The 21,471-nt window shown below is 68.9% G+C and carries 20 protein-coding genes; 5 read left to right on the forward strand and 15 right to left on the reverse strand.

Features of this window, described 5'->3' with window-relative positions; genetic code table 11:
- Positions 1–27: 27 nt before the first annotated feature.
- The 6 genes from hemC to CQ393_RS15670 form a co-directional block, all read right to left on the reverse strand.
- Complete coding sequence (gene hemC / locus CQ393_RS15645; protein WP_153192818.1) at positions 28–936, reverse strand: hydroxymethylbilane synthase; 909 nt, start codon at positions 934–936, stop codon at positions 28–30.
- A gap of 22 nt (positions 937–958) precedes the next feature.
- The gene (locus tag CQ393_RS15650; RefSeq protein ID WP_153192820.1) at positions 959–1,684 is read right to left on the reverse strand and encodes a LytTR family DNA-binding domain-containing protein; all 726 of its coding nucleotides are present in this window, start codon (positions 1,682–1,684) and stop codon (positions 959–961) included.
- An 89-nt stretch (positions 1,685–1,773) separates the two neighbouring features.
- Positions 1,774–2,439 (reverse strand): alpha/beta hydrolase, encoded by a 666-nt coding sequence (locus tag CQ393_RS15655; RefSeq protein ID WP_153192822.1) that lies wholly within the window; start codon positions 2,437–2,439, stop codon positions 1,774–1,776.
- A gap of 29 nt (positions 2,440–2,468) precedes the next feature.
- Complete coding sequence (locus CQ393_RS15660) at positions 2,469–2,702, reverse strand: hypothetical protein (RefSeq protein WP_153192824.1); 234 nt, start codon at positions 2,700–2,702, stop codon at positions 2,469–2,471.
- Between the two features lie 688 nt (positions 2,703–3,390).
- The gene (mdoH, locus tag CQ393_RS15665; protein WP_153192826.1) at positions 3,391–5,301 is read right to left on the reverse strand and encodes a glucans biosynthesis glucosyltransferase MdoH; all 1,911 of its coding nucleotides are present in this window, start codon (positions 5,299–5,301) and stop codon (positions 3,391–3,393) included.
- Positions 5,302–5,560: 259 nt separating this feature from the next.
- Positions 5,561–5,866 carry a DUF3817 domain-containing protein gene (locus CQ393_RS15670; RefSeq protein ID WP_153192828.1) on the reverse strand — a complete coding sequence of 102 codons (306 nt, stop codon included), beginning with the start codon at positions 5,864–5,866 and terminating at the stop codon, positions 5,561–5,563.
- Between the two features lie 215 nt (positions 5,867–6,081).
- On the opposite strand from CQ393_RS15670, the gene CQ393_RS15675 reads away from it, so the two are divergent.
- A complete protein-coding gene (locus tag CQ393_RS15675) occupies positions 6,082–8,151 on the forward strand; it encodes a glycoside hydrolase family 99-like domain-containing protein (protein ID WP_153192830.1) in 2,070 nt (689 codons plus the stop codon).
- A 35-nt stretch (positions 8,152–8,186) separates the two neighbouring features.
- Here CQ393_RS15675 and CQ393_RS15680 read toward each other — a convergent pair whose 3' ends face one another.
- Entirely contained in the window at positions 8,187–8,819 is a 633-nt protein-coding gene (locus tag CQ393_RS15680) for a CoA transferase subunit B (RefSeq protein WP_153192831.1), read from the reverse strand.
- Positions 8,820–8,954: 135 nt separating this feature from the next.
- Positions 8,955–9,686 (reverse strand): CoA transferase subunit A, encoded by a 732-nt coding sequence (locus CQ393_RS15685; RefSeq protein ID WP_153192833.1) that lies wholly within the window; start codon positions 9,684–9,686, stop codon positions 8,955–8,957.
- Positions 9,687–9,830: 144 nt separating this feature from the next.
- Between CQ393_RS15685 and CQ393_RS15690 the strand changes: the two genes are divergently transcribed.
- Both CQ393_RS15690 and CQ393_RS15695 read left to right on the forward strand, forming a co-directional pair.
- Entirely contained in the window at positions 9,831–11,177 is a 1,347-nt protein-coding gene (locus tag CQ393_RS15690; protein WP_153192835.1) for a phosphomannomutase, read from the forward strand.
- A 7-nt stretch (positions 11,178–11,184) separates the two neighbouring features.
- Positions 11,185–12,588, forward strand: coding sequence for a mannose-1-phosphate guanylyltransferase/mannose-6-phosphate isomerase (locus tag CQ393_RS15695; RefSeq protein ID WP_153192837.1), 1,404 nt, complete (start codon positions 11,185–11,187; stop codon positions 12,586–12,588).
- Between the two features lie 69 nt (positions 12,589–12,657).
- Here the strand turns inward: CQ393_RS15695 and rfbD are convergent, their stop codons facing one another.
- The 4 genes from rfbD to rfbB are packed head-to-tail and all read right to left on the reverse strand — an operon-like array spanning position 12,658 to position 16,066.
- Complete coding sequence (gene rfbD, locus CQ393_RS15700; RefSeq protein WP_153192839.1) at positions 12,658–13,557, reverse strand: dTDP-4-dehydrorhamnose reductase; 900 nt, start codon at positions 13,555–13,557, stop codon at positions 12,658–12,660.
- Complete coding sequence (gene rfbC, locus CQ393_RS15705; RefSeq protein ID WP_153192841.1) at positions 13,554–14,111, reverse strand: dTDP-4-dehydrorhamnose 3,5-epimerase; 558 nt, start codon at positions 14,109–14,111, stop codon at positions 13,554–13,556. The genes rfbD and rfbC overlap by 4 nt, the downstream gene beginning before the upstream one ends.
- Complete coding sequence (gene rfbA, locus CQ393_RS15710; RefSeq protein ID WP_153192843.1) at positions 14,108–14,995, reverse strand: glucose-1-phosphate thymidylyltransferase RfbA; 888 nt, start codon at positions 14,993–14,995, stop codon at positions 14,108–14,110. The genes rfbC and rfbA overlap by 4 nt, the downstream gene beginning before the upstream one ends.
- A gap of 15 nt (positions 14,996–15,010) precedes the next feature.
- Positions 15,011–16,066: a dTDP-glucose 4,6-dehydratase gene (gene rfbB, locus CQ393_RS15715; protein WP_343200002.1), complete on the reverse strand. Its 1,056-nt coding sequence runs from the start codon at positions 16,064–16,066 to the stop codon at positions 15,011–15,013.
- A 276-nt stretch (positions 16,067–16,342) separates the two neighbouring features.
- Between rfbB and CQ393_RS15720 the strand changes: the two genes are divergently transcribed.
- Positions 16,343–17,089 (forward strand): electron transfer flavoprotein subunit beta/FixA family protein, encoded by a 747-nt coding sequence (locus tag CQ393_RS15720; protein ID WP_057627298.1) that lies wholly within the window; start codon positions 16,343–16,345, stop codon positions 17,087–17,089.
- The gene (locus tag CQ393_RS15725) at positions 17,089–18,027 is read left to right on the forward strand and encodes an electron transfer flavoprotein subunit alpha/FixB family protein (RefSeq protein WP_153192845.1); all 939 of its coding nucleotides are present in this window, start codon (positions 17,089–17,091) and stop codon (positions 18,025–18,027) included. The genes CQ393_RS15720 and CQ393_RS15725 overlap by 1 nt, the downstream gene beginning before the upstream one ends.
- Positions 18,028–18,074: 47 nt before the next feature.
- On the opposite strand, the gene CQ393_RS15730 is transcribed toward CQ393_RS15725, so the two are convergent.
- From CQ393_RS15730 to CQ393_RS15740, 3 genes are read right to left on the reverse strand one after another with little or no spacing between them, the layout of a single operon-like run.
- Positions 18,075–20,060, reverse strand: a complete 1,986-nt coding sequence (locus CQ393_RS15730) for a DUF2142 domain-containing protein (protein ID WP_153192847.1) — start codon at positions 20,058–20,060, stop codon at positions 18,075–18,077.
- A gap of 7 nt (positions 20,061–20,067) precedes the next feature.
- Positions 20,068–20,463: a GtrA family protein gene (locus CQ393_RS15735; protein WP_153192849.1), complete on the reverse strand. Its 396-nt coding sequence runs from the start codon at positions 20,461–20,463 to the stop codon at positions 20,068–20,070.
- The gene (locus CQ393_RS15740; protein WP_153192851.1) at positions 20,463–21,470 is read right to left on the reverse strand and encodes a glycosyltransferase family 2 protein; all 1,008 of its coding nucleotides are present in this window, start codon (positions 21,468–21,470) and stop codon (positions 20,463–20,465) included. The genes CQ393_RS15735 and CQ393_RS15740 overlap by 1 nt, the downstream gene beginning before the upstream one ends.
- Position 21,471: the final 1 nt, after the last annotated feature.

A 21,471-nucleotide genomic window follows, 5' to 3' on the forward strand; every position in this document is an offset into this window, starting at 1 on the left:
CCCGTTCCCCGTTCCCCGTTCCCCGCCTTACCGCAACAACTCGCCGGCGCCGCCGTCCAGCAGCTGGCGCGCGACGTTGCGGCCCAGCGCCTCCGGGTCGCGCCCCGGCCCCTGGGCCTGGGCGCGCACCACGCGCCCGTCGGCGACGCCGCCGACCAGTCCCTGCAGCCACAGGTCGCCGCCGCGCCACTGCGCCAGCCCGGCCACCGGCACGTGGCAGCTGCCGTCCAGCGCTCGGTTCATCGCCCGCTCGGCTTCCACGCAGGCGCGCGTGCCGGCATCGTCCAGCACCACCAGCAGCGCGATCACGTCGGCCGCGTCGGCCCGGCTTTCCACCGCCACCGCGGCCTGCGCCGGCGCCGGCAGCCACTGCGGCGCGCGCAGGCGGTCGCGGATGCGCCCGTCCAGCGCCAGCCGCTCCAGCCCGGCGCAGGCCAGGATGATGGCGTCGTAGTCGCCGGCATCGAGCTTGGCCAGCCGCGTGTTGACGTTGCCGCGCAGGTCGCGCGATTGCAGGTCCGGGCGCAGCGCGCGCAGCTGCGCCTGGCGGCGCAGTGACGAGGTGCCGACGACGGCGCCGTGCGGCAGCGCGTCCAGCGTGGCGTAGCGGTTGGAGACGAAGGCGTCGGCCGGGTCGGCGCGCTCCAGGATCGCCGGCAGCGCGAACGGCGCGTCCAGTTCCATCGGCACGTCCTTGAGCGAATGCACCGCGCAGTCGGCCTCGCCGCGCAGCATCGCCAGCTCCAGTTCCTTGAGGAACAGACCCTTGCCGCCGATGGCGGCCAGCGAGCGGTCCAGCACCTCGTCGCCGCGCGTGCTCATCGGCACCAGCTCGACCGACAGGCCCGGGTGCGCCTGGCGCAGGCGGGCGGCGACGTGTTCGCTCTGCCACAGGGCGAGCGGGCTCTTGCGGGTGGCGATGCGCAGCATGTTCATGGCGCCATTATCGGCGCAGTGCTCACGCCCCGGCCAGTTCCGCCTTCAGCGCCGCCACGCAGCGGCGGCTGACCTCCAGCGGCTGCGCCACGCCGCGCAGCACCGCCTGCACCTGCCCGGCCGCGGTCCGCCGCAGTTCCTGCAGGCGCTGCCGGGAAACCAGGCAGTTGCGGTGGATGCGCACGAAACGCGCGCCGAACTCCTCCTCCAGCGAGCGCAGCGACTCCTCGATCAGGTCCTCGCCGTGCACGTGGTGGACCACCACGTATTTTTCCTCGGCCTGCAGGTAGAACACGTCCTCCAGCGGGATCAGCCGCAGGTTGCCGCGCAGGCGCGCGCACAGCACCCGGCGTCCGGGCGCGGCGGGCGCCGCCGCGCCGACCCGCCCGGCCAGGAAGGTGCGCGCCCGTTCCAGCGCGGCCGCCAGCCGCTCGCCGCGCACCGGCTTCATCAGGTAATCGATGGCCGCCGCCTCGAACGCCGACAGCGCGTGCGAGTCGTAGGCGGTGCAGAACACCACCGCCGGGCGCGGCTCGAACCGCGCCAGGTGCCGCGCCACGTCCAGACCGTCGACGCCGGGCATGGCGATGTCCAGCAGCACCACGTCGGGCCGTTCCCGCTCGCAGGCCTCCAGCGTCGACCGGCCGTCGGCCGATTCGGCCACCACGCTGACGTCGCCGTGGGCGCACAGCAGCACGCGCAGGCGCTCGCGCGCCAGCGGTTCGTCATCGGCAATGAGCACCTTCATCGCCATCCCCTTGCCCTGCATCCCTCCCCGGATGACGCATGGTAGCCAACCGCGGCGCGGACCGGCAGCCGCTGCCGCCGCGCCCTGGCTCAGCCCTGCGCGAAGCGCGCCTGCAGCCAGTCGCCCAGGGCGTGGATTTCCTCGGCGCAGACCTGATGCGCCATCGGGTAGCGGTGCCATTCCACGCCGAAGCCCAGCTGCTCGAGCACCTGCCTGCTGTGCTCGGCCACCTGCACCGGGATCACCGGGTCGGCGCTGCCATGGGCCATGAACACCGGCTGCGCGGTGGCGCCGTCGGCCAGCTGCGCGGCGGCGGCATCCACCTCCGGCAGGTAGGTGGACAGCGCGACCAGCCCGGCCAGCGGCGCCTGCCGCCGCAGGCCGGCGGACAGGGTGATGGCGCCGCCCTGCGAGAACCCGGCCAGCAGGATGCGCTCGCGCGCGATGCCGCGCGCCTGTTCGCGCGCGATCAGTTCCTCCACCTGCGCCACCGACTCGGCCACGCCGGTGGCGTCGGCGCGGCTGCGGAAATCCAGGCTGACGATGTCGTACCAGGCGCGCATCGGCATGCCGTTGTTGATGCTGACCGGGCGCTTGGGCGCATGCGGGAATACGAAGCGGATCGCCGGCCAGTGCGGCCGCACCAGCTCCGGCACGATCGGCGCGAAGTCGTGGCCGTCGGCGCCCAGGCCGTGCAGCCAGATCACCGACCATTCCGGCGAAGCGCCGGTTTCCTGTTCCACTGTCTCCAGCATTGCATGCGACTCCAAGGGACTGGGACGCATTATGCCTGTGGACAGGAGACCAAGCCGATGCCGGTCTGTTGCTGTTGCTGTTGCTGTTGCTGTTGCTGTTGCTGTTGCTGTTGCTGTTGCTGTTGCTGTTGCTGTTGCTGTTGCCCGTGATTTTGCTGCTGTCTTTGGCTTTTGACTTCCGTGTCCCCTTCCGCAGCGACGGAGCCGGCGGGAAGAACCCGAAGGGCGGCGTGCAGGACGCACGCCGTTTTTCTACGCGACATGGATGTCGCGTAGAAAAATCCTGCCGGCGGAGTGGACCCGGCGCGCGCAGCGCGTCGGGCGCGGAGGCAGGGGCGTGTTTCTCTTGGTTACTTCTCTTTGCACGAGCAAAGAGAAGTAACTCGCTCCTGCGAAGCAGGGGCGAAAGCTGTGCTTTCAAGCTCCCGATTTCATGTTTGGCCTCTAGCTCTGGCTGGCCTCTGGCTTGGCCTTTTTGCCTATCGTGCTGGCACAGACGTCCAAGGGAAGCCCAGAGCAAGAGCAGAATCAGGATCAAAGGCTTTCGCTCCCCTTCGGGGCGTGAGCTACTTTTCTTTGCTCGTGCAAAGAAAAGATAGCCAAAAGAAACACGCCCCTGCCTCCGCGCCCTCCGTGCCTGCGGCACTCCGGGTCCACTCCGCCGGCGGGATTTTTCGACGAGACATCCATGTCTCGTCGAAAAACGACGTGCATCCCTGCACGTCGCCCTTCGGGTTTTTCCCGCCGGCTCCGTCGCTACGGAAGGGGACCCTGAAAGCAAAAGCCAAGAGCAGGGCAAAACCACGGCAGCAGCGAAGGCGAAGGCGAAGGCGAAGGCGAAGGCGAAGGCGAAGGCATCTTCGCCTTTGGACCGTTACGACACCCGGTCCGTTCTACAGCCGTAAACCAAACCAAAAATCCCGACCGTCAGAAAAACAAGAAGTCGCCCTGTTACTCCACGGAAAGCGGCTCCTGCATCGCCGCCGCACGCAATTCCGCCGCACGCACCAGCACCGGCGGCGGCGCGCTTTCCTCGGGAATGGACAGCAGGCGATGCCGGCGCAGCCAGTCGCCGATCTTGCGCGAGGAGGTGAGGCCCACCACCGGCACCGCCAGCGCCATGCCGATCACCACCGGCGCCATCCAGGCCGCCAGCGACGGCGACACCGCGTAGGCCATCGCCCCCATCGCCACGCCGAACACGCTCAGCCCACCGTAGCTGCGTAGCAGCGCCACCCAGGAAACCCTGCCGTCGTCGCGCTGCTGCGCGTCCCAGCCCGAGTCCCTGCCGGCCAGCACCTCGGCCACGCCGCGCGACTGCACGTACATCACCACCGGCGCCATCAACGCGGCCAGCACGGTTTCCAGCAACATCGAGGCGAACGCGCGCAGGGCGCCGCCACAGCCCTGCCGCTCGCCGCGCGCACTGAGCATGGCCACGTAGCCCATCGCCTTGGGCGCCAGCAGCACGCCCATGGTCACGGCGAACACCCACAGCACGCCCTGCTCGTCCAGGCCGCGCCAGTAATGCGCCGGCGACAGGCGCAGGTGCAGCTCCTCGGCAAGGTCGATGCCGCCGTGGACCAGCGGGATAGCCATGCCGATCAACATCAACATCGCCCACATCGGCGCGGTGAAGTAATGGCCGATGCCGACCAGCATGTGCACGCGGCTGATCCAGTGCAGCCCGGCGGCGGTGACCACCTTGGAGTGCTGCAGGTTGCCCTGGCACCAGCGGCGGTCGCGGATCAGCAGGTCGGTCAGCGTCGGCGGGCCTTCCTCGTAGCTGCCCTGCAGGTAGGGCACCATGTGCGCGGCCCAGCCGCCGCGGCGCATCAGCGCGGCCTCGACGAAATCGTGGCTGAGCACGTGGCCGCCGAACGGCTTGCGCCCGGGCAGTTCCGGCAGGCCGGCCTGCTCGGCGAAGGCGCGGGTGCGGATCACCGCGTTGTGGCCCCAGTAGTTGCTCTCGGCGCCGTGCCACCAGGCCACGCCGTAGGCCATCACCGGGCCGTAGACGCGGCCGCCGAACTGCTGCATGCGCGCGAACGCGGTGCGGCCGCCGACCACCGCCGGCAGCGACTGGATCAGGCCGACGCCGGGATGTTTTTCCATCGCCGAGGCCAGGCGCACGATCACCTCGCCGGTCATCAGGCTGTCCGCGTCCAGGATCAGCATCTGCGGATAGGCGCCGCCGAAACGCCGCACCCAGTCGGCGATGTTGCCGGCCTTGCGCCCGGCATTGTCGGCACGGCGCCGGTAGAACAGCCGGCCGCGGCCGCCGGTGGCCTCGACCAGCCGCGCGAATACCTGCTCCTCGGCACGGCCGATGGCCGGGCGCGTGGTGTCGCTGAGCACGAAGAAATCGAAGCGGTCGAGCTGGCCGGTGGCCGCCACCGATTCGTAGATGGCCTGCAGCCCGGCCATCATCCGCCGCGGGTCCTCGTTGTAGGTGGGCATCAGCAGCGCGGTGCGGGTGTGCAGTTCCGGCAGCGGCGCGTGCGGATGGATGCCCAGCTTGCGGCGCCCGCGCAGCAGCGCCTGCAGGCCGGCCAGGCTGCTGACGAAGGAGAACGCGATCCACGCGAACAGCAGCACGAACAGCCCCAGCAGGCAGGCTTCGAGCACGTTGATGCCGCCATTGGCCAGCACCCGCGCCATCATCCAGGTGGCCACCACGGTCATTGCCGCCGTGGTGCCGAACACGTACAGCCGGCGCAATACGATGTTCGGCGGCGAGGTGTCCTGCCGCCGCCCCTGCAGCCGGCCCTGCCGCAGCGACTGTTCAGGCATGGACAACGGGCTTTCCGCCGGCAGCACGGCGATGCCGGCGTCGCGCGCGGCGCGGTGCGGATCGGTCATGGAATCCACCGCTCGCCCGGACGCGCCGGGCGGAAAAGGAACGCCGCTGCCGGCAGGCGGGCGGCAACGGGAACAGGGCTTCCGTGGTGCACGGGGCTCTCCGAGAGTCAGACAGGCGCCAAAGCTAGAAGATCGAACCTAAACAGGCTGCGAACATGCCCGATGGGAGCGGCCGGAAGCGCCGTTCGTGCCCGACCGGCATCCCCGGAACCAGCGGCCACGGCCGCGCCACGCAGGGCCGCCGCGACGCGGCGCCCGCTCAGCGCGCGGGCGACAGCAGGCCGCGTCGGCGGAACCACCATTCCAGCGGCACGGTGACCAGCGGCGGCACCGCCGCCAGCAGGGCCAGCAGCAGCGCCCACAGCGGCCAGCGCTGGCGCACGCCGGCATACACGCTTGCCACCACGTAGAACAGGAACGCCAGCCCGTGCAGGCGCCCGAACAGCCACACGCCCAGTTCGGTCGTCTGCGTGCCGTACTTGAGCAGCATGCCGACCAGCAGCCCGGCCCAGGTCGCGCCCTCGATCAGCGCGGCGACAGCGAACAGCTTTCCAGCGGCGGACATCGGCTTTGCGGGCATCGACACGTCGTCATCGTTCGGAAGGACGCGGATTGTAGGCGATCCGGCTGCCGCATCGCCGCCGGCGGACGCCCCCGGGGAGGCCGCAACGGCGGTCCGATGGCGCATTGGCCTAGAATCCCGGGCGGCGGCGGGCACCGGCACGCACTGCGTCCCTTGACCTCCGCGCCCCATTCCCGTCGCCGGCGATGCTTCGATCGATGCCCTTCCCCTCCCTGCCCCAGGCGCTCCACCAGCTGCTGCGACAGGCGTTCCGCGCCCTGCCGATCTCCGATGCCCGCCGCGACAGGTGGCGCAACCACCTGCTGGACCGCTTCGGCGGGATGCTCCCGCGACCGCCGCGCGGCCACGCGCCGGAAACGGAAGCCGCCCTGCGCGTCACCCGGCCACTGCACCGGGCCGACGAGCCCGCGATCGGCCACGTGCCGTACCGCAAGGCCGACCTCCCCACGCCCCTGCCCGCCACGCTGGTCGCGTTCTACCTGCCGCAGTTCCACGCGTTCGCCGAGAACGACGCCTGGTGGGGCAAGGGCTTCACCGAATGGCGCAACGTCACCCGGGCACTGCCGCAGTTCGAGGGCCACGCGCAGCCGCGGCTGCCGGCGGACCTGGGTTTCTACGACCTGCGCAACCCGCAGGTGATGCGCGACCAGGCGCGGCTGGCCGCCGAGTACGGCATCGGCGCGTTCTGCTTCTATTACTACTGGTTCAGCGGCCGCACCCTGATGGAAGACCCGCTGCGGCAGTGGCTGGCGGACGACGGCATCGAGCTGCCGTTCTGCCTGTGCTGGGCCAACGAGAACTGGACCCGGCGCTGGGACGGGCGCGAGGGCGAGGTGCTGATCGGCCAGCAGCACAGCGCCGATGACGATCTGGCCTTCATCGCCCACGTCGCGCCCTACCTGCGCGACCGCCGCGCACTGAAGGTCGACGGGCGGCCGATGCTGCTGGTCTACCGCCCGCATCTGCTGCCCGATCCACGCGCCACCGCGCAGCGCTGGCGTCAGTGGTGCCGCGACAACGGCCTCGGCGAGATCCACCTGGCCTATGTGCAGGGATTCGAGCGGCCCGATCCGCGCGATATCGGTTTCGATGCAGCAGTCGAGTTCCCGCCGAACATGAGCAACCCGCGGTCGCTGGCTGCCGACCAATGGCTGCTCAACCCGGACTTCGCCGGCGATGTGCGCGACTGGCGCGAGCTCGCGCGCGAGGCCGCGGCGCGGCCCCTGCCCGCCTATACGCTGTATCCCGGGGTGAATCCCGGCTGGGACAACGAGCCGCGCCGTCCGGGCAGGGGCCGCATCTTCCTGCACGCCTCGCCGCGCGGCTATCGCGACTGGCTGCGCGCGACCGTGCACGGGCGGCTGGCTGCGGTTCCCGCCGACCGGCGCCTGGTGTTCGTCAACGCCTGGAACGAATGGGCCGAGGGCGCGGTGCTGGAACCCGATGCGCGGCTGGGCCATGCTTGGCTGGACGCCACCCGGCAGGCGCTGGCGCCGCCACCCGTACGACCGGCCGCCGCGCGCCCGTGCGCGGTGATCCACGCCTGGTACCCGGACGTCTTCGACGAACTGCTGCAGGCGCTGCACGCCAGCGGCCTGCCGTGGCGGATCGTGGCCACCACGCCGCCGGAGCGGAAGGACGAGATCGAACGCATCGCGCAGGCGCGCGGCATGGAGGTGGAGGTGCACGCCTTCGCCAACCATGGCCGCGACATCCTGCCGTTCCTGCACGTCGCCGGACGCCTGCTCGACGAGGGCGAGGACCTGGTGCTCAAGCTGCATACCAAGCGCTCCACGCACCGCCAGGACGGCGAGCAGTGGCGCAACGAGCTGATCGGGCGCCTGCTGGCGCCCGACAGGGCCGCGGCCATCGTTCAGGCGTTCGACGCGCAGCCCGACCTGGGACTGGTCGCGCCGGAAGGCCATGTCCAGCCGCTGCATTTCTACTGGGGCGCCAACGAGCGCAACGTGCGTGTGCTGCTCAGCCGCCTGGGCGTCGCGCAGCCGAATGTCGAGCGCGACACGTTCATCGCCGGCAGCATGTTCTGGGTACGCCTGTCGGCGCTGCGCCCGCTTCTGGACGGCCACCTGCAGCCGTCGCAGTTCGAGGCCGAGGCCGGCCAGGTGGACGGCACGCTGGCGCACGCGGTCGAGCGGGTCTTCACCCTGGCCGCGCGCGATGCCGGCTTCAGGCAGACCACGGCCGCCGGGCTGCTCGGCCTGCCTGTCGATACGGCAGCGCCCTACGCCTACGCGCAACGCCACTGACGACGCTGGGCCACAGGGTGGCCCAGCGAGGCGGATCAGGCGTGCGCGAACGGCACGCCGGTCCGGGTCTTCAGCTCTTCCATCTCAACGCCCGGCGCCGCTTCCACCAGCGTGAGGCCGGCATCGGTGACGTCGAACACCGCTAGGTCGGTGATGATGCGGTCCACCACGCCCACGCCGGTCAGCGGCAGCGTGCACTCGGGCAGGATCTTGTGCTCGCCGTTCTTGGCGGTGTGCTCCATCAGCACCACCACCCGCTGCACGCCGGCCACCAGGTCCATCGCCCCGCCCATGCCCTTGACCATCTTGCCCGGCACCATCCAGTTGGCCAGGTCGCCCTTGTCGGTGACCTGCATGGCGCCGAGGATCGCCAGGTTGATATGGCCGCCGCGGATCATCGCGAACGAATCGTGGCTGCCGAAATAGCTGGCGCCGGCGCGCGCGGTCACGGTCTGCTTGCCGGCGTTGATCAGGTCGGCGTCGACCTCGGCGTCGGTCGGGAACGGGCCGATGCCGAGCAGGCCGTTCTCCGACTGCAGCCACACGTCCACGCCTTCGGGGATGTGGTTGGCCACCAGCGTCGGCAGGCCGATGCCCAGGTTCACGTAGGCGCCGTCGGTCAGTTCGCGCGCGGCGCGCTGCGCCATCTCGTCACGGGTCCAGGCCATTTTGCTTCTCTCCAGTATTCATAGGCTGTAGTCGCCATCCCTGGCGCGGATTCATCGCTTCGTCAGACCCCGACCCGGACATGGCCGGACGGTCGCAAACGCGGCCGACGCCGGCAGGGCATCGGCCAAACGCGTTCACTCACCCTGACGGATGGTGCGTTGTTCGATGCGTTTTTCCGGGGTCGCGTTCAGCACGATGCGGTCGACGTAGATGCCCGGCAGGTGTACCTGGTCCGGGTCGATCGCGCCCACCGGCACGATCTCCTCCACTTCCACCACGCAGACCTTGCCGGCCATGGCGCAGGCCGGGTTGAAGTTGCGCGCGGTCTTGCGGAACATCAGGTTGCCGGCCTCGTCGGCCTTCCACGCCTTGACCAGCGACACGTCGGCCTTCAGCGCGGTCTCCATCACGTAGTGCTTGCCGTCGAATTCGCGGGTTTCCTTGCCTTCGGCCACCACCGTGCCGTAGCCGGTGGCGGTGAAGAACGCCGGGATGCCCGCGCCGCCGGCGCGCAGCCGCTCGGCCAGGGTGCCCTGCGGGTTGAACTCCAGTTCCAGTTCGCCGGCCAGGAACTGCCGCTCGAACTCCTTGTTCTCGCCCACGTAGGAGGAAATCATCTTGCGGATCTGCCGGGTTTCCAGCAGCTGGCCGAGGCCGAAGCCGTCCACGCCGGCGTTGTTGGAGATCACGGTCAGGCCGGTCGCGCCGGAATCGCGCAGCGCCGCGATCAGAGCCTCGGGAATGCCGCACAGGCCGAAGCCGCCGACCGCCAGGGTCTGCCCGTCGGCGACCACGCCGGCCAGGGCCTGGGCCGCATCGGCAACCACCTTGCCGCGCCGCCCGCTCAGGGTTGAAGGATCGCTCATCGCATCACGCCCACAGTCAAAGGATGGCCGCATTCTAGCCGCAGTCCATCGCCGCCCCTCTTGGACCTTCGTCCAGCCGCGAACGGCCCGCTCACCGCCGAGCGACTAAACTGGGCGTCTTTCCCGCATCGACAGGTTGCCCGCATGCCATTACCCGCGTTCAAGGCCTACGACATCCGCGGCCGCGTGCCCGAGGAACTCAACGAGGACCTCGCGCGCAGGATCGGCAAGGCCCTGTCGGCCCGGCTCGGCGACGGCCCGGTGGTGCTGGGCCACGACGTGCGCCTGACCAGCCCCGGCCTGCAGGACGCGCTGGCCGCCGGGCTGCGCGGCGAAGGCCGCGAGGTGATCGACATCGGCCTGTGCGGCACCGAGGAGGTCTATTTCCAGACCGACCACCTGGGCGCGGCCGGCGGGGTGATGGTCACCGCCAGCCACAACCCGATGGACTACAACGGCATGAAGCTGGTCAAGGAGCAGGCGCGGCCGATCAGCTCCGATACCGGCCTGTTCGCCATTTCCGACGCCGTGGCGGCCGATGGCGCGCCGGCGCAGGCGCCGCGCGCCGGGCAGGTCGAACGGCACGACAAGAGCGCCTACATCGCGCACCTGCTGTCCTACGTGGACGTGGCCGCGCTCAAGCCGCTGAAACTGGTGGTCAATGCCGGCAACGGCGGCGCTGGCGCCATCGTCGACCTGCTCGCCCCGCACCTGCCGCTGGAATTCGTGCGCATCTGCCATGAACCCGACGGCAGCTTCCCCAACGGCATTCCCAATCCGCTGCTGCCGGAGAACCGCGCCGCCACCGCCGAGGCGGTGCGCGCGCACGGCGCGGATTTCGGCATCGCCTGGGATGGCGACTTCGACCGCTGCTTCTTCTTCGACCATGACGGCCGCTTCATCGAGGGCTATTACCTCGTCGGCCTGCTCGCCAAGGCGATCCTGGCGCGCAATCCCGGCGGCAAGGTCGTGCACGACCCGCGCCTGGTGTGGAACACGGTGGAGATGGTGGAGGCGGCCGGCGGCATGCCGGTGCTGTGCAAGAGCGGGCACGCCTTCATCAAGGAGAAGATGCGCGCCGAGAACGCGGTCTACGGCGGCGAGATGAGCGCGCACCATTATTTCCGCCAGTTCGCCTATGCCGACTCGGGCATGATCCCGTGGCTGCTGATCGCCCAGCTGGTGTCCGAGAGCGGCCAGTCGCTGGCCGCGCTGGTCGAGGACCGCATGGCCGCCTATCCGTGCAGCGGCGAGATCAACTTCAAGGTGGCCGACGCGAGGGCCGCGGTCGAGCGCGTCATGCAGCACTTCGCCGCGCACGCGCCGGCGCTGGACCACACCGACGGCATCAGCGCCGATTTCGGCGACTGGCGCTTCAACCTGCGCAGTTCCAATACCGAGCCGCTGCTGCGGCTCAACGTCGAGTCGCGCGGCGACGCCGCGCTGCTGAAGGCGCGCACCGACGAAATCTCCACCCTGCTTTCGGCCTGAGGCTGTCATGAGCGACATCACGCCCGTCATCCTGTCCGGCGGCTCCGGCACCCGCCTGTGGCCGCTCTCGCGCGAGGCCTATCCCAAGCAGTTCCTGCCGCTGGCCGGCGAACAGACCATGCTGCAGGCCACCTGGCGCCGGGTCGCGGCCGTCGCCGCGCACGGGCCGCTGGTGATCGCCAACGAGACGCACCGCTTCGTCGCCGCCGAGCAGCTGCAGCAGGTGGGCGCCGAACCGCAGGCGATCATCCTCGAACCGGTCGGCCGCAACACCGCGCCGGCCATCGCCGTGGCCGCGCTGGAAGCCACCCGCGGCGGCGAGGATCCGCTGCTGCTGGTACTGCCGTCGGACCACGTGATCGCCGACGAGGCCGCCTTCCACGACGCCGTGCGCCAGGCCGCGGCCGCCGCGGCGACAGGCAAGCTGGTGACCTTCGGCATCGTCCCGACCGGCCCGGAAACCGGCTACGGCTACATCAAGGCCGCGCCCGGCGACGGCGCGCGCGCCGTCGAACGCTTCGTCGAGAAACCCGACCTGGATACTGCCACCGGTTACGTCGCCAGCGGCCAGTACCTGTGGAACAGCGGCATGTTCCTGTTCCGCGCCTCGCGTTACCTGGAGGAACTGGCACGTTTCAACCCGGCCATGCTCGAACGCAGCCGCAGCGCCTGGGAAGGCGCGCGCCGCGATGCCGATTTCACCCGGCTCGATGCCGAAGCGTTCGCGGCGGTGCCGTCGGACTCGATCGACTACGCGGTGATGGAAAAGACCGCCGACGCGGTGGTGGTGGCGCTGGACGCGGGCTGGAACGACGTCGGCTCATGGACCGCGCTGCGCGACGTCTCCACCCAGGACGGCGACGGCAACGCCCACCGCGGCGACGTGATCGCCATCGACTGCCGCAACACCTATGCCTACAGCGAGCGGCTGGTGGCGCTGGTGGGCCTGGACGACGTGATCGTGGTGCAGACCGACGACGCGGTGCTGGTCGGCAAGGCCGACCGCATGCAGGAGGTCAAGGACGTGGTGGCGCGACTGAAGGCCGAAGGCCGCGCCGAGGCCAGCTGGCACCGCAAGGTCTATCGCCCGTGGGGCGCCTACGACTCCATCGACAACGGCGAGCGTTTCCAGGTCAAGCGCATCACGGTCAAGCCCGGCGGCACGCTGAGCCTGCAGATGCACCACCACCGCGCCGAGCACTGGGTGGTCGTCAGCGGCACCGCCGAGGTCACCCGCGGCGACGAGGTGCTGCTGCTCGGCGAGAACCAGAGCACCTATATTCCGCTGGGCGTGACCCACCGCCTGCGCAACCCCGGCAAGCTGCCGCTGGAGCTGATCGAGGTGCAGTCCGGCAGCTACCTCGGCGAGGACGACATCGTGCGTTTCGAGGACACCTACGGGCGCAGCTGAAGCGCTCTCCCGCAAACAGCAATCCCGGCCATTGGCCGGGATTGCTGTCGGTACCCGATGCGGTCCACGTCAGGCGGCCGCGATCTCCGCCATCACCCGCTTCAACCCGTCCTGCCACGCCGGCAGCGCGATGCCGAAGTCCTGCTGCAGCCGGCCGTTGTCCAGCACCGACCATGCCGGGCGCCGGGCCGGCGTCGGGTACTCCGAACTGGGAATCGCGTCCACGGCCGGCACCTTCGCCAGCACGCCGGCGGCCAGCGCCTCGGCGAAGATCGCTTCGGCAAAACCGTGCCAGCTGGTCTGCCCGGAGGCGGTCAGGTGCCAGGTGCCGGACAGGCCGCCCGGATGCCGCAGCGCCTGCGCGGTGACGTCGGCGATCAGCGCCGCCGGCGTCGGCGTGCCGACCTGGTCGGCGACCACGCGCAGCTGCTCGCGCTCGGCGCCCACGCGCAGCATGGTGCGCAGGAAATTGCCGCCGTGCGCGGCATACACCCACGCGGTGCGGAAGATCAGGTGGCGCCCGCCCGCGGCACGCACCGCGTCCTCGCCGTCGCGCTTGCTGGTGCCGTACACGCCCAGCGGCGCGGTCGGCGCGTCCTCGCGGTAGGGCGTATTGCCCTGTCCGTCGAAGACGTAGTCGGTGGAGTAATGCACCAGCGGCACGCCATGGGCCGCGCACCAGCGCGCGATCACGCCCGGCGCCTGCGCGTTGGCGCGCAGCGCCGCCTCCGGCTCCTGCTCGGCGCGATCCACCGCGGTATAGGCCGCCGCGTTGACCACCACCGTGGGCCGCACGCGGTCCAGCAGCGCCGGCAGGCGATCGGGCTGGTCGAAATCGGCTACTTCGCAGGCGCTGCCGTCGTGCAGGGTGCCGCTACGGGTGGTAGCCACCACCGGGCCCAGCAGCGCCAGCGCGCGCAACAGCTCGCGGCCGACCTGGCCGTTGCCGCCGAACACCAGCACCGTCATGGCGCGTATACCGGCAGCCGGTCCTCGGCGATGTCCTTCAGGAACGGCGCGCCCTCGTCCTTGGCCGAGAGCGTGGGCGCGCTGATCGGCCAGTCCACCGCGATGTCCGCGTCGTTCCAGCGCACGCCGGCATCGGCCTCCTTCACGTAGACATCGGTGCACAGGTAGCTGAACACCGCGCGTTCGGACAGCACCGCGAAACCATGCGCGAACCCTTCCGGGATCCAGAACTGGCGGTGGTTCTCCGCGCTGAGCAGCACCGCTTCCCAGCGGCCGAAGGTCGGCGAACCGCGGCGGATGTCCACCGCCACGTCGTAGACCTCGCCCTCGAGCACGCTGACCAGCTTGCCCTGCGGCCGCGGCCACTGGTAATGCAGGCCGCGCAGCACGCCCTTGACCGAGGTGGAGACGTTGCTCTGCACGAATTTCGCCGGCAGCCCGTGCCCGGCGAAACGCTCGGCGTTCCAGGTCTCGAAGAACATGCCGCGCGCATCGCCGAACACCGCCGGCTCGATCACCACGCAGCCCGGCAGCGTCGTCTGGATCACCTTCATGGCACCACTCCGCGCTGCAGCAGCTTCTGCAGGTACTGGCCGTAGCCGTTCTTGAGCAGCGGCGCGGCCAGCGCTTCCAGCTCGCCGGCGCCGATCCAGCCCTGCCCGTAGGCGATTTCCTCCGGGCAGCAGACCTGCAGGCCCTGGCGGGTCTGGATGGTCTCGATGAAGTTGGACGCCTCCAGCAGCGACTGGTGGGTGCCGGTGTCGAGCCAGGCGTAACCGCGTCCCAGCTGCTCCAGGTACAGCCTGCCCGCGTCCAGGTAGCACTTGTTCAGGTCGGTGATCTCCAGCTCGCCGCGCGGCGAAGGCTTGAGCGCGGCGGCGTAGTCGCTGGCGTTGCCATCGTAGAAATACAGGCCGGTCACCGCGTAGTTGGAGCGCGGATTCTCCGGCTTCTCGACCAGGCCGACGACCTTGCCGTCCGGATCGAACTCGGCCACGCCGTAACGCTCCGGGTCGTTGACCCAGTAGCCGAACACGGTCGCGCCCGCGTCGCGGGCATCGGCGCGCTTGAGCGTGTCGCGCAGGCCATGGCCGTGGAAGATGTTGTCGCCCAGCACCAGGCAGCTCGGCTTGCCGCCGACGAAATCGCGGCCGATCAGGTAGGCCTGGGCCAGGCCGTCGGGACTGGGCTGGACCGCGTACTGGATGTCCATGCCCCACTGCGAGCCGTCGCCCAGCAGCGCCTGGAACAGCGCCTGCTCGTGCGGGGTGTTGATGATCAGCACCTCGCGGATGCCGGCCATCATCAGCACGCTCAGCGGGTAATAGATCATCGGCTTGTCGTACACCGGCAGCAGCTGCTTGCTGACGCCCTTGGTGATCGGATACAGGCGCGTGCCGGAACCGCCGGCGAGGATGATGCCTTTGCGTTGGGTCATGTCGGGTCCTTGGCTTCAGGCGGAGGTGCCGATGCGCTGGAGGCGGTAGCTGCCGTCGAGCACGCCGTCGACCCATGCCTGGTTGTCCAGGTACCAGTCCACGGTGAAGGCGATGCCCTGCTCGAAGGTGTAGGCCGGTTCCCAGCCCAGTTCGTCCTTCAGCTTGGAGGCGTCGATCGCGTAGCGGCGGTCATGGCCGGGGCGGTCGGCGACATGGGTGATCTGGCTGCTGCGCGGCTGCCCGTCGGCGCGCGGACGGCGCTGGTCCAGCAGCGCGCAGATCGCCTGCACCACCTCGATGTTCTGCTTTTCCGAGTTGCCGCCGACGTTGTAGGTCTCGCCGACCCGGCCCTTGGCCAGCACGGTGCGGATCGCCTCGCAGTGGTCGGCCACGAACAGCCAGTCGCGCACCTGTTTGCCGTCGCCGTACACCGGCAGCGGCTCGCCGGCCAGCGCCTTGGCGATCACCAGCGGGATGAGCTTCTCCGGGAAATGATACGGGCCGTAGTTGTTGGAGCAGTTGGTGGTCAGCACCGGCAGCCCGTAGGTGTGGTGGAACGCGCGCACCAGGTGGTCCGAGGCGGCCTTGGACGCCGAGTACGGCGAATTGGGCGCATACGGCGTGGTTTCGGTGAATTTGCCGGTCTCGCCCAGCGTGCCGTAGACCTCGTCGGTGGAGACATGCAGGAAGCGGAAGGCCTCGCCCTTCCCGGCCGGCAGCGCCTTCCAGTAGTCGCGCACCGCTTCGAGCAGGCCCAGGGTGCCGACCACGTTGGTCTGGATGAAGGCGCCGGGGCCGTCGATCGAGCGGTCCACATGGCTCTCGGCGGCGAAGTTCAGCACCGCGTCGGGCTGGTGTTCGGCCAGCAGGCGCTCGACCAGGGCGCGGTCGCCGATGTCGCCCTGCACGAAGACATGCCCCGGGTTGCCCTCCAGGCTCGCCAGCGTGCGCAGGTTGCCTGCGTAGGTCAGGGCATCGAGGTTGACGACCTTGATGCCGCGGGCGACCGCCTCCAGCACGAAGTTGCCGCCGATGAAGCCGGCACCGCCGGTCACTAGCCAGGTGGGCACTGTCTTTATCTCCTGTACCGTCCATTCGCCCGGATCCCAGCGATCCGGAGCTTGCTCCAGGCGGCACAGGATACAGGCAGCCCCACCCCCGCTGCCTTGCCGCCACCGAAACGCGCGGCACCGGCGGCCGGCGCCGGCTGCGGCCGAGGCATCGTCCTGCGCGCCCCACAGGTATCCATACGCGTTCGCACGGGACTCCCCCACCCGCTAGAATCGGGGCTTTCCTCCGTCCGGCATTTGGCGCCGGCCCCCTGCAACCGAAGGATCCCGCAGCACATGAAAATCCTCGTCGCGTACAAGCGCGTGGTGGACTACAACGTCCGCATTCAGGTCAAGCCGGATGGTTCCGGCGTGGTCACCGACGGCGTCAAGCTCTCGCCCAACCCGTTCGACGAAATCGCGCTGGAAGAAGCCCTGCGCCTGCGCGACAAGGGCATCGCCACCGAAGTCGTGGTCGCCACCATCGCCCCGGCCGACGCCCAGGCGCACCTGCGCAACGGCCTGGCCATGGGCGCCAACCGCGCCATCCACGTGGTCACCGACCAGGCCATCCAGCCGCTGACCGCCGCGCGCACCCTGCTCAAGCTGGTGGAGAAGGAACAGCCGGACCTGGTCATCCTCGGCAAGCAGGCCATCGACGACGACGCCAACCAGACCGGGCAGATGCTGGCCACGCTGTGGGCACGCCCGCAGGCCACCTTCGCCTCTAAAGTTGAGATCGCCGACGGCAAGGCCACGGTCACCCGCGAGGTCGACGCCGGCCTGGAAACGCTGGAAGTGGACCTGCCGGCGGTGATCACCACCGACCTGCGCCTGAACGAGCCGCGCTTCATCAAGCTGCCGGACATCATGAAGGCCAAGGCCAAGCCGCTGGAGACCCTGCAGCTGGCCGACCTGGGCGTCGAAGCCGCCGATACGTTCAAGACCACCCACTACGCCGCCCCGGCCAAGCGCAGCAAGGGCGTGATGGTGAAGGACGCCGCCGAACTGGTGGCCGCACTCAAGCAGAAGGGGTTGTTGTAATGGCCAAGATTCTCGTCATCGCCGAACACCTGGACGGCAAGCTCAACAGCGCCGTCGCCAAGACCGTCTCGGCCGCCGCCGCCATCGGTGGCGACATCGACGTGCTGGTGCTGGCCGCCGACCCGGCCGCCGTCGCCGCGCAGGCCGCGCAGATCGCCGGCGTCGGCCGGGTGCTGACCGTCGCCAACCCGGCCAACGAACACGCACTGGCGCAGGTGCTGGCCCCGCAGATCGCCAAGGCGGCCGCCGGCTACAGCCACGTGTTCGGCCCGTCCACCACCACCGGCAAGGATCTGATGCCGGCCGTGGCCGCGCTGCTGGGCGTCAACCAGGTCTCGGACCTGATGGCCGTCGAAGGCCCGCACACCTTCAAGCGCCCGATCTACGCCGGCAACGCCATCATCACCGTCGAGGTGCCGGCCGACCAGGTGGTCGTGGCCACCGTGCGCGCCGCCTCCTGGCCGGAAGCGGCCAAGGGCAACAGTGCCCCGGTCGAAGCGGTCAGCGTCGATGCCGCCCTGCCCTCGCACACCCGCTTCGTCGGCCTGGCCGCCGGCAAGAGCGACCGCCCGGACCTGCAGAGCGCCAGGCGCGTGGTCTCCGGCGGCCGCGGCGTCGGCTCGGAAGAGAACTTCAAGGTGATCTACCAGCTGGCCGACAAGCTCGGCGCCGCCGTGGGCGCCTCGCGCGCCGCCGTCGATGCCGGCTACGTGCCCAGCGACATGCAGGTCGGCCAGACCGGCAAGATCATCGCCCCCGAGCTGTACGTCGCCGTCGGCATCTCCGGCGCCATCCAGCACCTGACCGGCATCAAGGACGCCGGCACCATCGTGGCCATCAACAAGGACGGCGACGCGCCGATCTTCGAGGTGGCCGACATCGGACTGGTCGGCGACCTGTTCGCCCTGCTGCCGGAGCTGGAAGCGGCGCTGGCCTGAGTGATCGCGTCGCCCCGTGCCTGCAGCACGGGGCGACGCGGATCCAGTTACCGGCCCAGCACGAAATACGCTTGGTGCAGGCGATCCAATGCATCGATGTTCAATGCGACCGCAGCGCCCATGACCAGGGCCAGCAGTACGGTCCTGACAAGATCTGGACTCCGCATCGCCACGCCCGCCCAGACGAATGCCAGCGTCGGCAGGAAGTAGCGTCCCTGCAGTCCCTGCACGATAGGCGCATCCAGCGAAGTCCAGCGCGCGTACAAAGGCAGGGATATGAGCACGGCCGATCCTGCCGCCATCACCAGCGACGCCGGCGCAGCCCACCGCCAGGGGAACAGGTCCTCGCGATTGCTGCCGAGGAACAGTGCGGCCAGCAGTGCGACGCCTGCCAGCGGGTACGCCCATTCGGAGAGCGGCACGTCGATCCATCCCAGGATGCCGACCATCATCCGGTAGAGATGCTGGTTGTAGTCACCGAAAAAGGTATTGCCGACAAGATGCAGGAATACGGCCGGATCGCTCTTCAGCAGTTGCATGTTCGCCTGCGGGTCGACCCCGTCGCGCACGATGCTGTCGGAGTCGACCGAGGCGATCAACCCCAGATGCAGTATCCAGGGCAGCACCAGGAAGCAGGCGAGCGCCCGAACGTACGAAATGCCTGAACGCCTGAACGCATCGCGGCAGAACAGCAGGCTTCCCAGTATCCACGCCGCTCCCGGTTTGAGCAGTCCGACGGAGATGGCCAGCACCCACAGCAACCCCACAACCCGGCGTACTTCCACCTGCCCGCTCGCCAATCCGGCGGTAAGCCCGATCCAGGCGATGCTCAGGCTGATGACAAGCGAATCGGCCGACAGCGAGGCCATCTGGAACATCGACATCGGCAGCAGCGCGATGAGAGCCAGTGCCCATCTGGCGCGCCCACCGAAAGCAACGCCGATCCCGACCAGTACGGTAGCCAGCAGCAGATTCAGGAAACGTGCCGAATAAAGGAAGGTACCGAACGAAGAGCCGGTCGCGCACGCGACGGCGAAGGCGGCGGTAGAAAGCGCATATTGATGCGGGAAATAAGGATCTGCGCCACGTGCCATTTCCGTCGTCGTGGCCGAGCAGATGACCGGCTGACCGAGCTGCCGTTCCATGCGCTCGGCCGAGAGCGGCTGCTTGTTGTCCAGGTATTTGGAAAAGGGGCCGTACATCAGCGCCACTTCGGGGAACAGATCCCCCGGCGCCCCGCCAAACGGAGCCCCGGCATGGATCTTGGCGATCTTGGCCAGATGCGCCCCCTCATCCGGCACCGCGCCTGGCGGCGTCTGCAGCGCATAGAGGCCACCGAACACCAGCATCAGCCCTGCGCATACCCAATGGGCACGTCCGTCCAGCCACTCCAGCCAGCGCAGGCGCGGGAAGCGGCGGATCGGCGCCAGCAGCAGCCAGCGCAGGCCGAACAGGGCCACCGCCAACAGAACGACGCCCGCGCAGAGAACGCCCTGGTAGAGCCTATGCCAGCGCTTGGCCGCGCGTATCGACGCGTTCAGCGCCGCATCTCCGGCCAGCACCACCTGCGGATCGGCCGCATCGGCCGCCGACGACAACACCAGGCATTGGCCTTCGCCGGCCTGCTCCACCTGATGGGCACCAACCACGACGTAACCGCGGTCCTGGCCCGCCAGCGAGAGCCTCATGCCGCAAAGCGAAACCTTGCCACCGCCAGGTGGATCGATACGGACATGGGCCATGCGTGGCCCGGATTTTTCCAGCACGATTTCCGTCGGCTGGCCCGCCGCCAGCGGATACCACCGGGACGTGGATTCGCTGAAATGCCCCTCCTCGTCGTAGAACACCTGCATCTGGCCGGCAACGGACGATTGCACATTGAACGCAAGCCGTGATCCGGCCCGTTCACCCGCGAACCAGAGCAGCCCGAGCACAAGCAGCCCTACCACGGCCGCGAACAGCACCTCCGCGCGGCGCGGCCTCCACTGAAGACGTCCTGTCCCGTCTGTCGCATGCGTCATCGTTTCACCCATCCAGTACTCAACGGAAAACCCAGCGTCGCATCAACACATAGCTGAGCACGGCCAGCAGGATCTCGACGAAGATCTTCGCCCCCCAGGCTGCCCTGATACCTCCCGCATGGCCGATAAACACGACCGCTGCCGTGCTGAGCAGCGTCAGGGAGATCCATAGCAGCACGTAGCGGAACAACTGTTCCCGCGTCAGCCTGGATTGCCGGAACGTCAGCTTGCCATTGAGCAGGAAGCCCAGCATCGCAGCGGAAAAACGCGTCAACAGGTTGGTCCAGGACGGCGCCATTCCCCAGTAGGTGAGCAGGATGAACAGGCCCGCATCGAAAGCGAACTGCACCCCTCCTACCGCCAGGAACAATGCGATGCGCAGCAATCCTGCCTGCGCCGCTGACGGACGCGCCATCACCTTCCAGGCGCTCCACCAGCGGTGCCGGCGGCCGGCCCTGCAAGCAACCGGGAAGATAGCGGCAGCTTTGGCACGGCCGCGATATCGTAGGAAAGGAACGCCAGCAGCAACTGCAGCCCGACCAGGACGGGCATTGCCGCCAGCATCACCGTGCCAGCGGTGGTCGGAACGCCGCTGGAAACTCCCCGCCACCATTCGATGGCGCCAAAACCGGTGCCGAACGACAGAAGAGCCAAGCCCGCGATCAGTTCGAGCGAGGCGATCGACAGATCGCGCAGGAAGTAGTTGTAGAAGATCCGCTTGAGGAAATTGCGCACATGCTTGGCCATGAACTCGCCCAGGATGCGGCTGATCTTCAGGTTGCTGACCTCATCGGCGTACTTCGCGTCCATCGGTACATCCACGATCACCGCACGGAACGTGCCGAGGCGGAACATCATGTCGGTCTCGAAGAAGTAGCGCCTGCTGATCTTGTTCATCGGCAGCAGCCGCGCCACCCGCGCGGAAATGGCCGTGTACCCGTTGGTCGGGTCGAACACATCCCAATAGCCGCTCGAGAATTTGGCCATGAACGAAAGCGCCGCATTGCCCACGAGCCGGAGCGTTGGCATCTGGCCGATCTGGCTCAGATCGTAGAACCGGTTGCCCTTGGTGTAGTCGGCCATTCCCGTGGCGATCGGCGCCACGAAGCGTGGCAGCAACCCCAGATCCATCTGCCCATCGCCGTCGACCTTGACGATGATGTCGGCGCCCGACTCGATCGCATGCCGATAACCGGTCAACACCGCGCCGCCGACACCTTGGTTCACCTCGTGTCTGAGCACCACTACCCGGCCATCTCGACACTGTTTCTCCACCAGTTCTCCTGAGCCGTCCGGGCAGGCATCGTCGACCACGATGATCTGCTGGACCATGGACCCGATCGAGGCAATGACGTCGAGAATGTGCCGCGTTACCCGATAGCTCGGGATGACGACCGCTATCCTCGGTTCCATCTCGCGCATA

The sequence above is a fragment of the Stenotrophomonas sp. MYb238 genome (assembly GCF_009496535.1).
Taxonomy (GTDB): domain Bacteria; phylum Pseudomonadota; class Gammaproteobacteria; order Xanthomonadales; family Xanthomonadaceae; genus Stenotrophomonas.

Coding starts and splice junctions, on each gene's coding strand:
- CQ393_RS15720 (WP_057627298.1), top strand. CDS start 16,343: ATGAAAATCCTCGTCGCGTACAAGCGCGTGGTGGACTACAACGTCCGC.
- hemC (WP_153192818.1), bottom strand. CDS start 936: ATGAACATGCTGCGCATCGCCACCCGCAAGAGCCCGCTCGCCCTGTGG.
- CQ393_RS15675 (WP_153192830.1), top strand. CDS start 6,082: ATGCCCTTCCCCTCCCTGCCCCAGGCGCTCCACCAGCTGCTGCGACAG.
- rfbC (WP_153192841.1), bottom strand. CDS start 14,111: ATGAAGGTGATCCAGACGACGCTGCCGGGCTGCGTGGTGATCGAGCCG.
- CQ393_RS15680 (WP_153192831.1), bottom strand. CDS start 8,819: ATGGCCTGGACCCGTGACGAGATGGCGCAGCGCGCCGCGCGCGAACTG.
- CQ393_RS15685 (WP_153192833.1), bottom strand. CDS start 9,686: ATGAGCGATCCTTCAACCCTGAGCGGGCGGCGCGGCAAGGTGGTTGCC.
- CQ393_RS15690 (WP_153192835.1), top strand. CDS start 9,831: ATGCCATTACCCGCGTTCAAGGCCTACGACATCCGCGGCCGCGTGCCC.
- CQ393_RS15655 (WP_153192822.1), bottom strand. CDS start 2,439: ATGCTGGAGACAGTGGAACAGGAAACCGGCGCTTCGCCGGAATGGTCG.
- mdoH (WP_153192826.1), bottom strand. CDS start 5,301: ATGACCGATCCGCACCGCGCCGCGCGCGACGCCGGCATCGCCGTGCTG.
- CQ393_RS15735 (WP_153192849.1), bottom strand. CDS start 20,463: ATGGCGCGTCCGTCAGCGGCGCAGGCAGGATTGCTGCGCATCGCATTG.
- CQ393_RS15650 (WP_153192820.1), bottom strand. CDS start 1,684: ATGAAGGTGCTCATTGCCGATGACGAACCGCTGGCGCGCGAGCGCCTG.
- CQ393_RS15730 (WP_153192847.1), bottom strand. CDS start 20,060: ATGGGTGAAACGATGACGCATGCGACAGACGGGACAGGACGTCTTCAG.
- CQ393_RS15725 (WP_153192845.1), top strand. CDS start 17,089: ATGGCCAAGATTCTCGTCATCGCCGAACACCTGGACGGCAAGCTCAAC.
- CQ393_RS15740 (WP_153192851.1), bottom strand. CDS start 21,470: ATGCGCGAGATGGAACCGAGGATAGCGGTCGTCATCCCGAGCTATCGG.
- CQ393_RS15695 (WP_153192837.1), top strand. CDS start 11,185: ATGAGCGACATCACGCCCGTCATCCTGTCCGGCGGCTCCGGCACCCGC.
- rfbD (WP_153192839.1), bottom strand. CDS start 13,557: ATGACGGTGCTGGTGTTCGGCGGCAACGGCCAGGTCGGCCGCGAGCTG.
- CQ393_RS15660 (WP_153192824.1), bottom strand. CDS start 2,702: ATGTCGCGTAGAAAAACGGCGTGCGTCCTGCACGCCGCCCTTCGGGTT.
- rfbA (WP_153192843.1), bottom strand. CDS start 14,995: ATGACCCAACGCAAAGGCATCATCCTCGCCGGCGGTTCCGGCACGCGC.
- CQ393_RS15670 (WP_153192828.1), bottom strand. CDS start 5,866: ATGTCCGCCGCTGGAAAGCTGTTCGCTGTCGCCGCGCTGATCGAGGGC.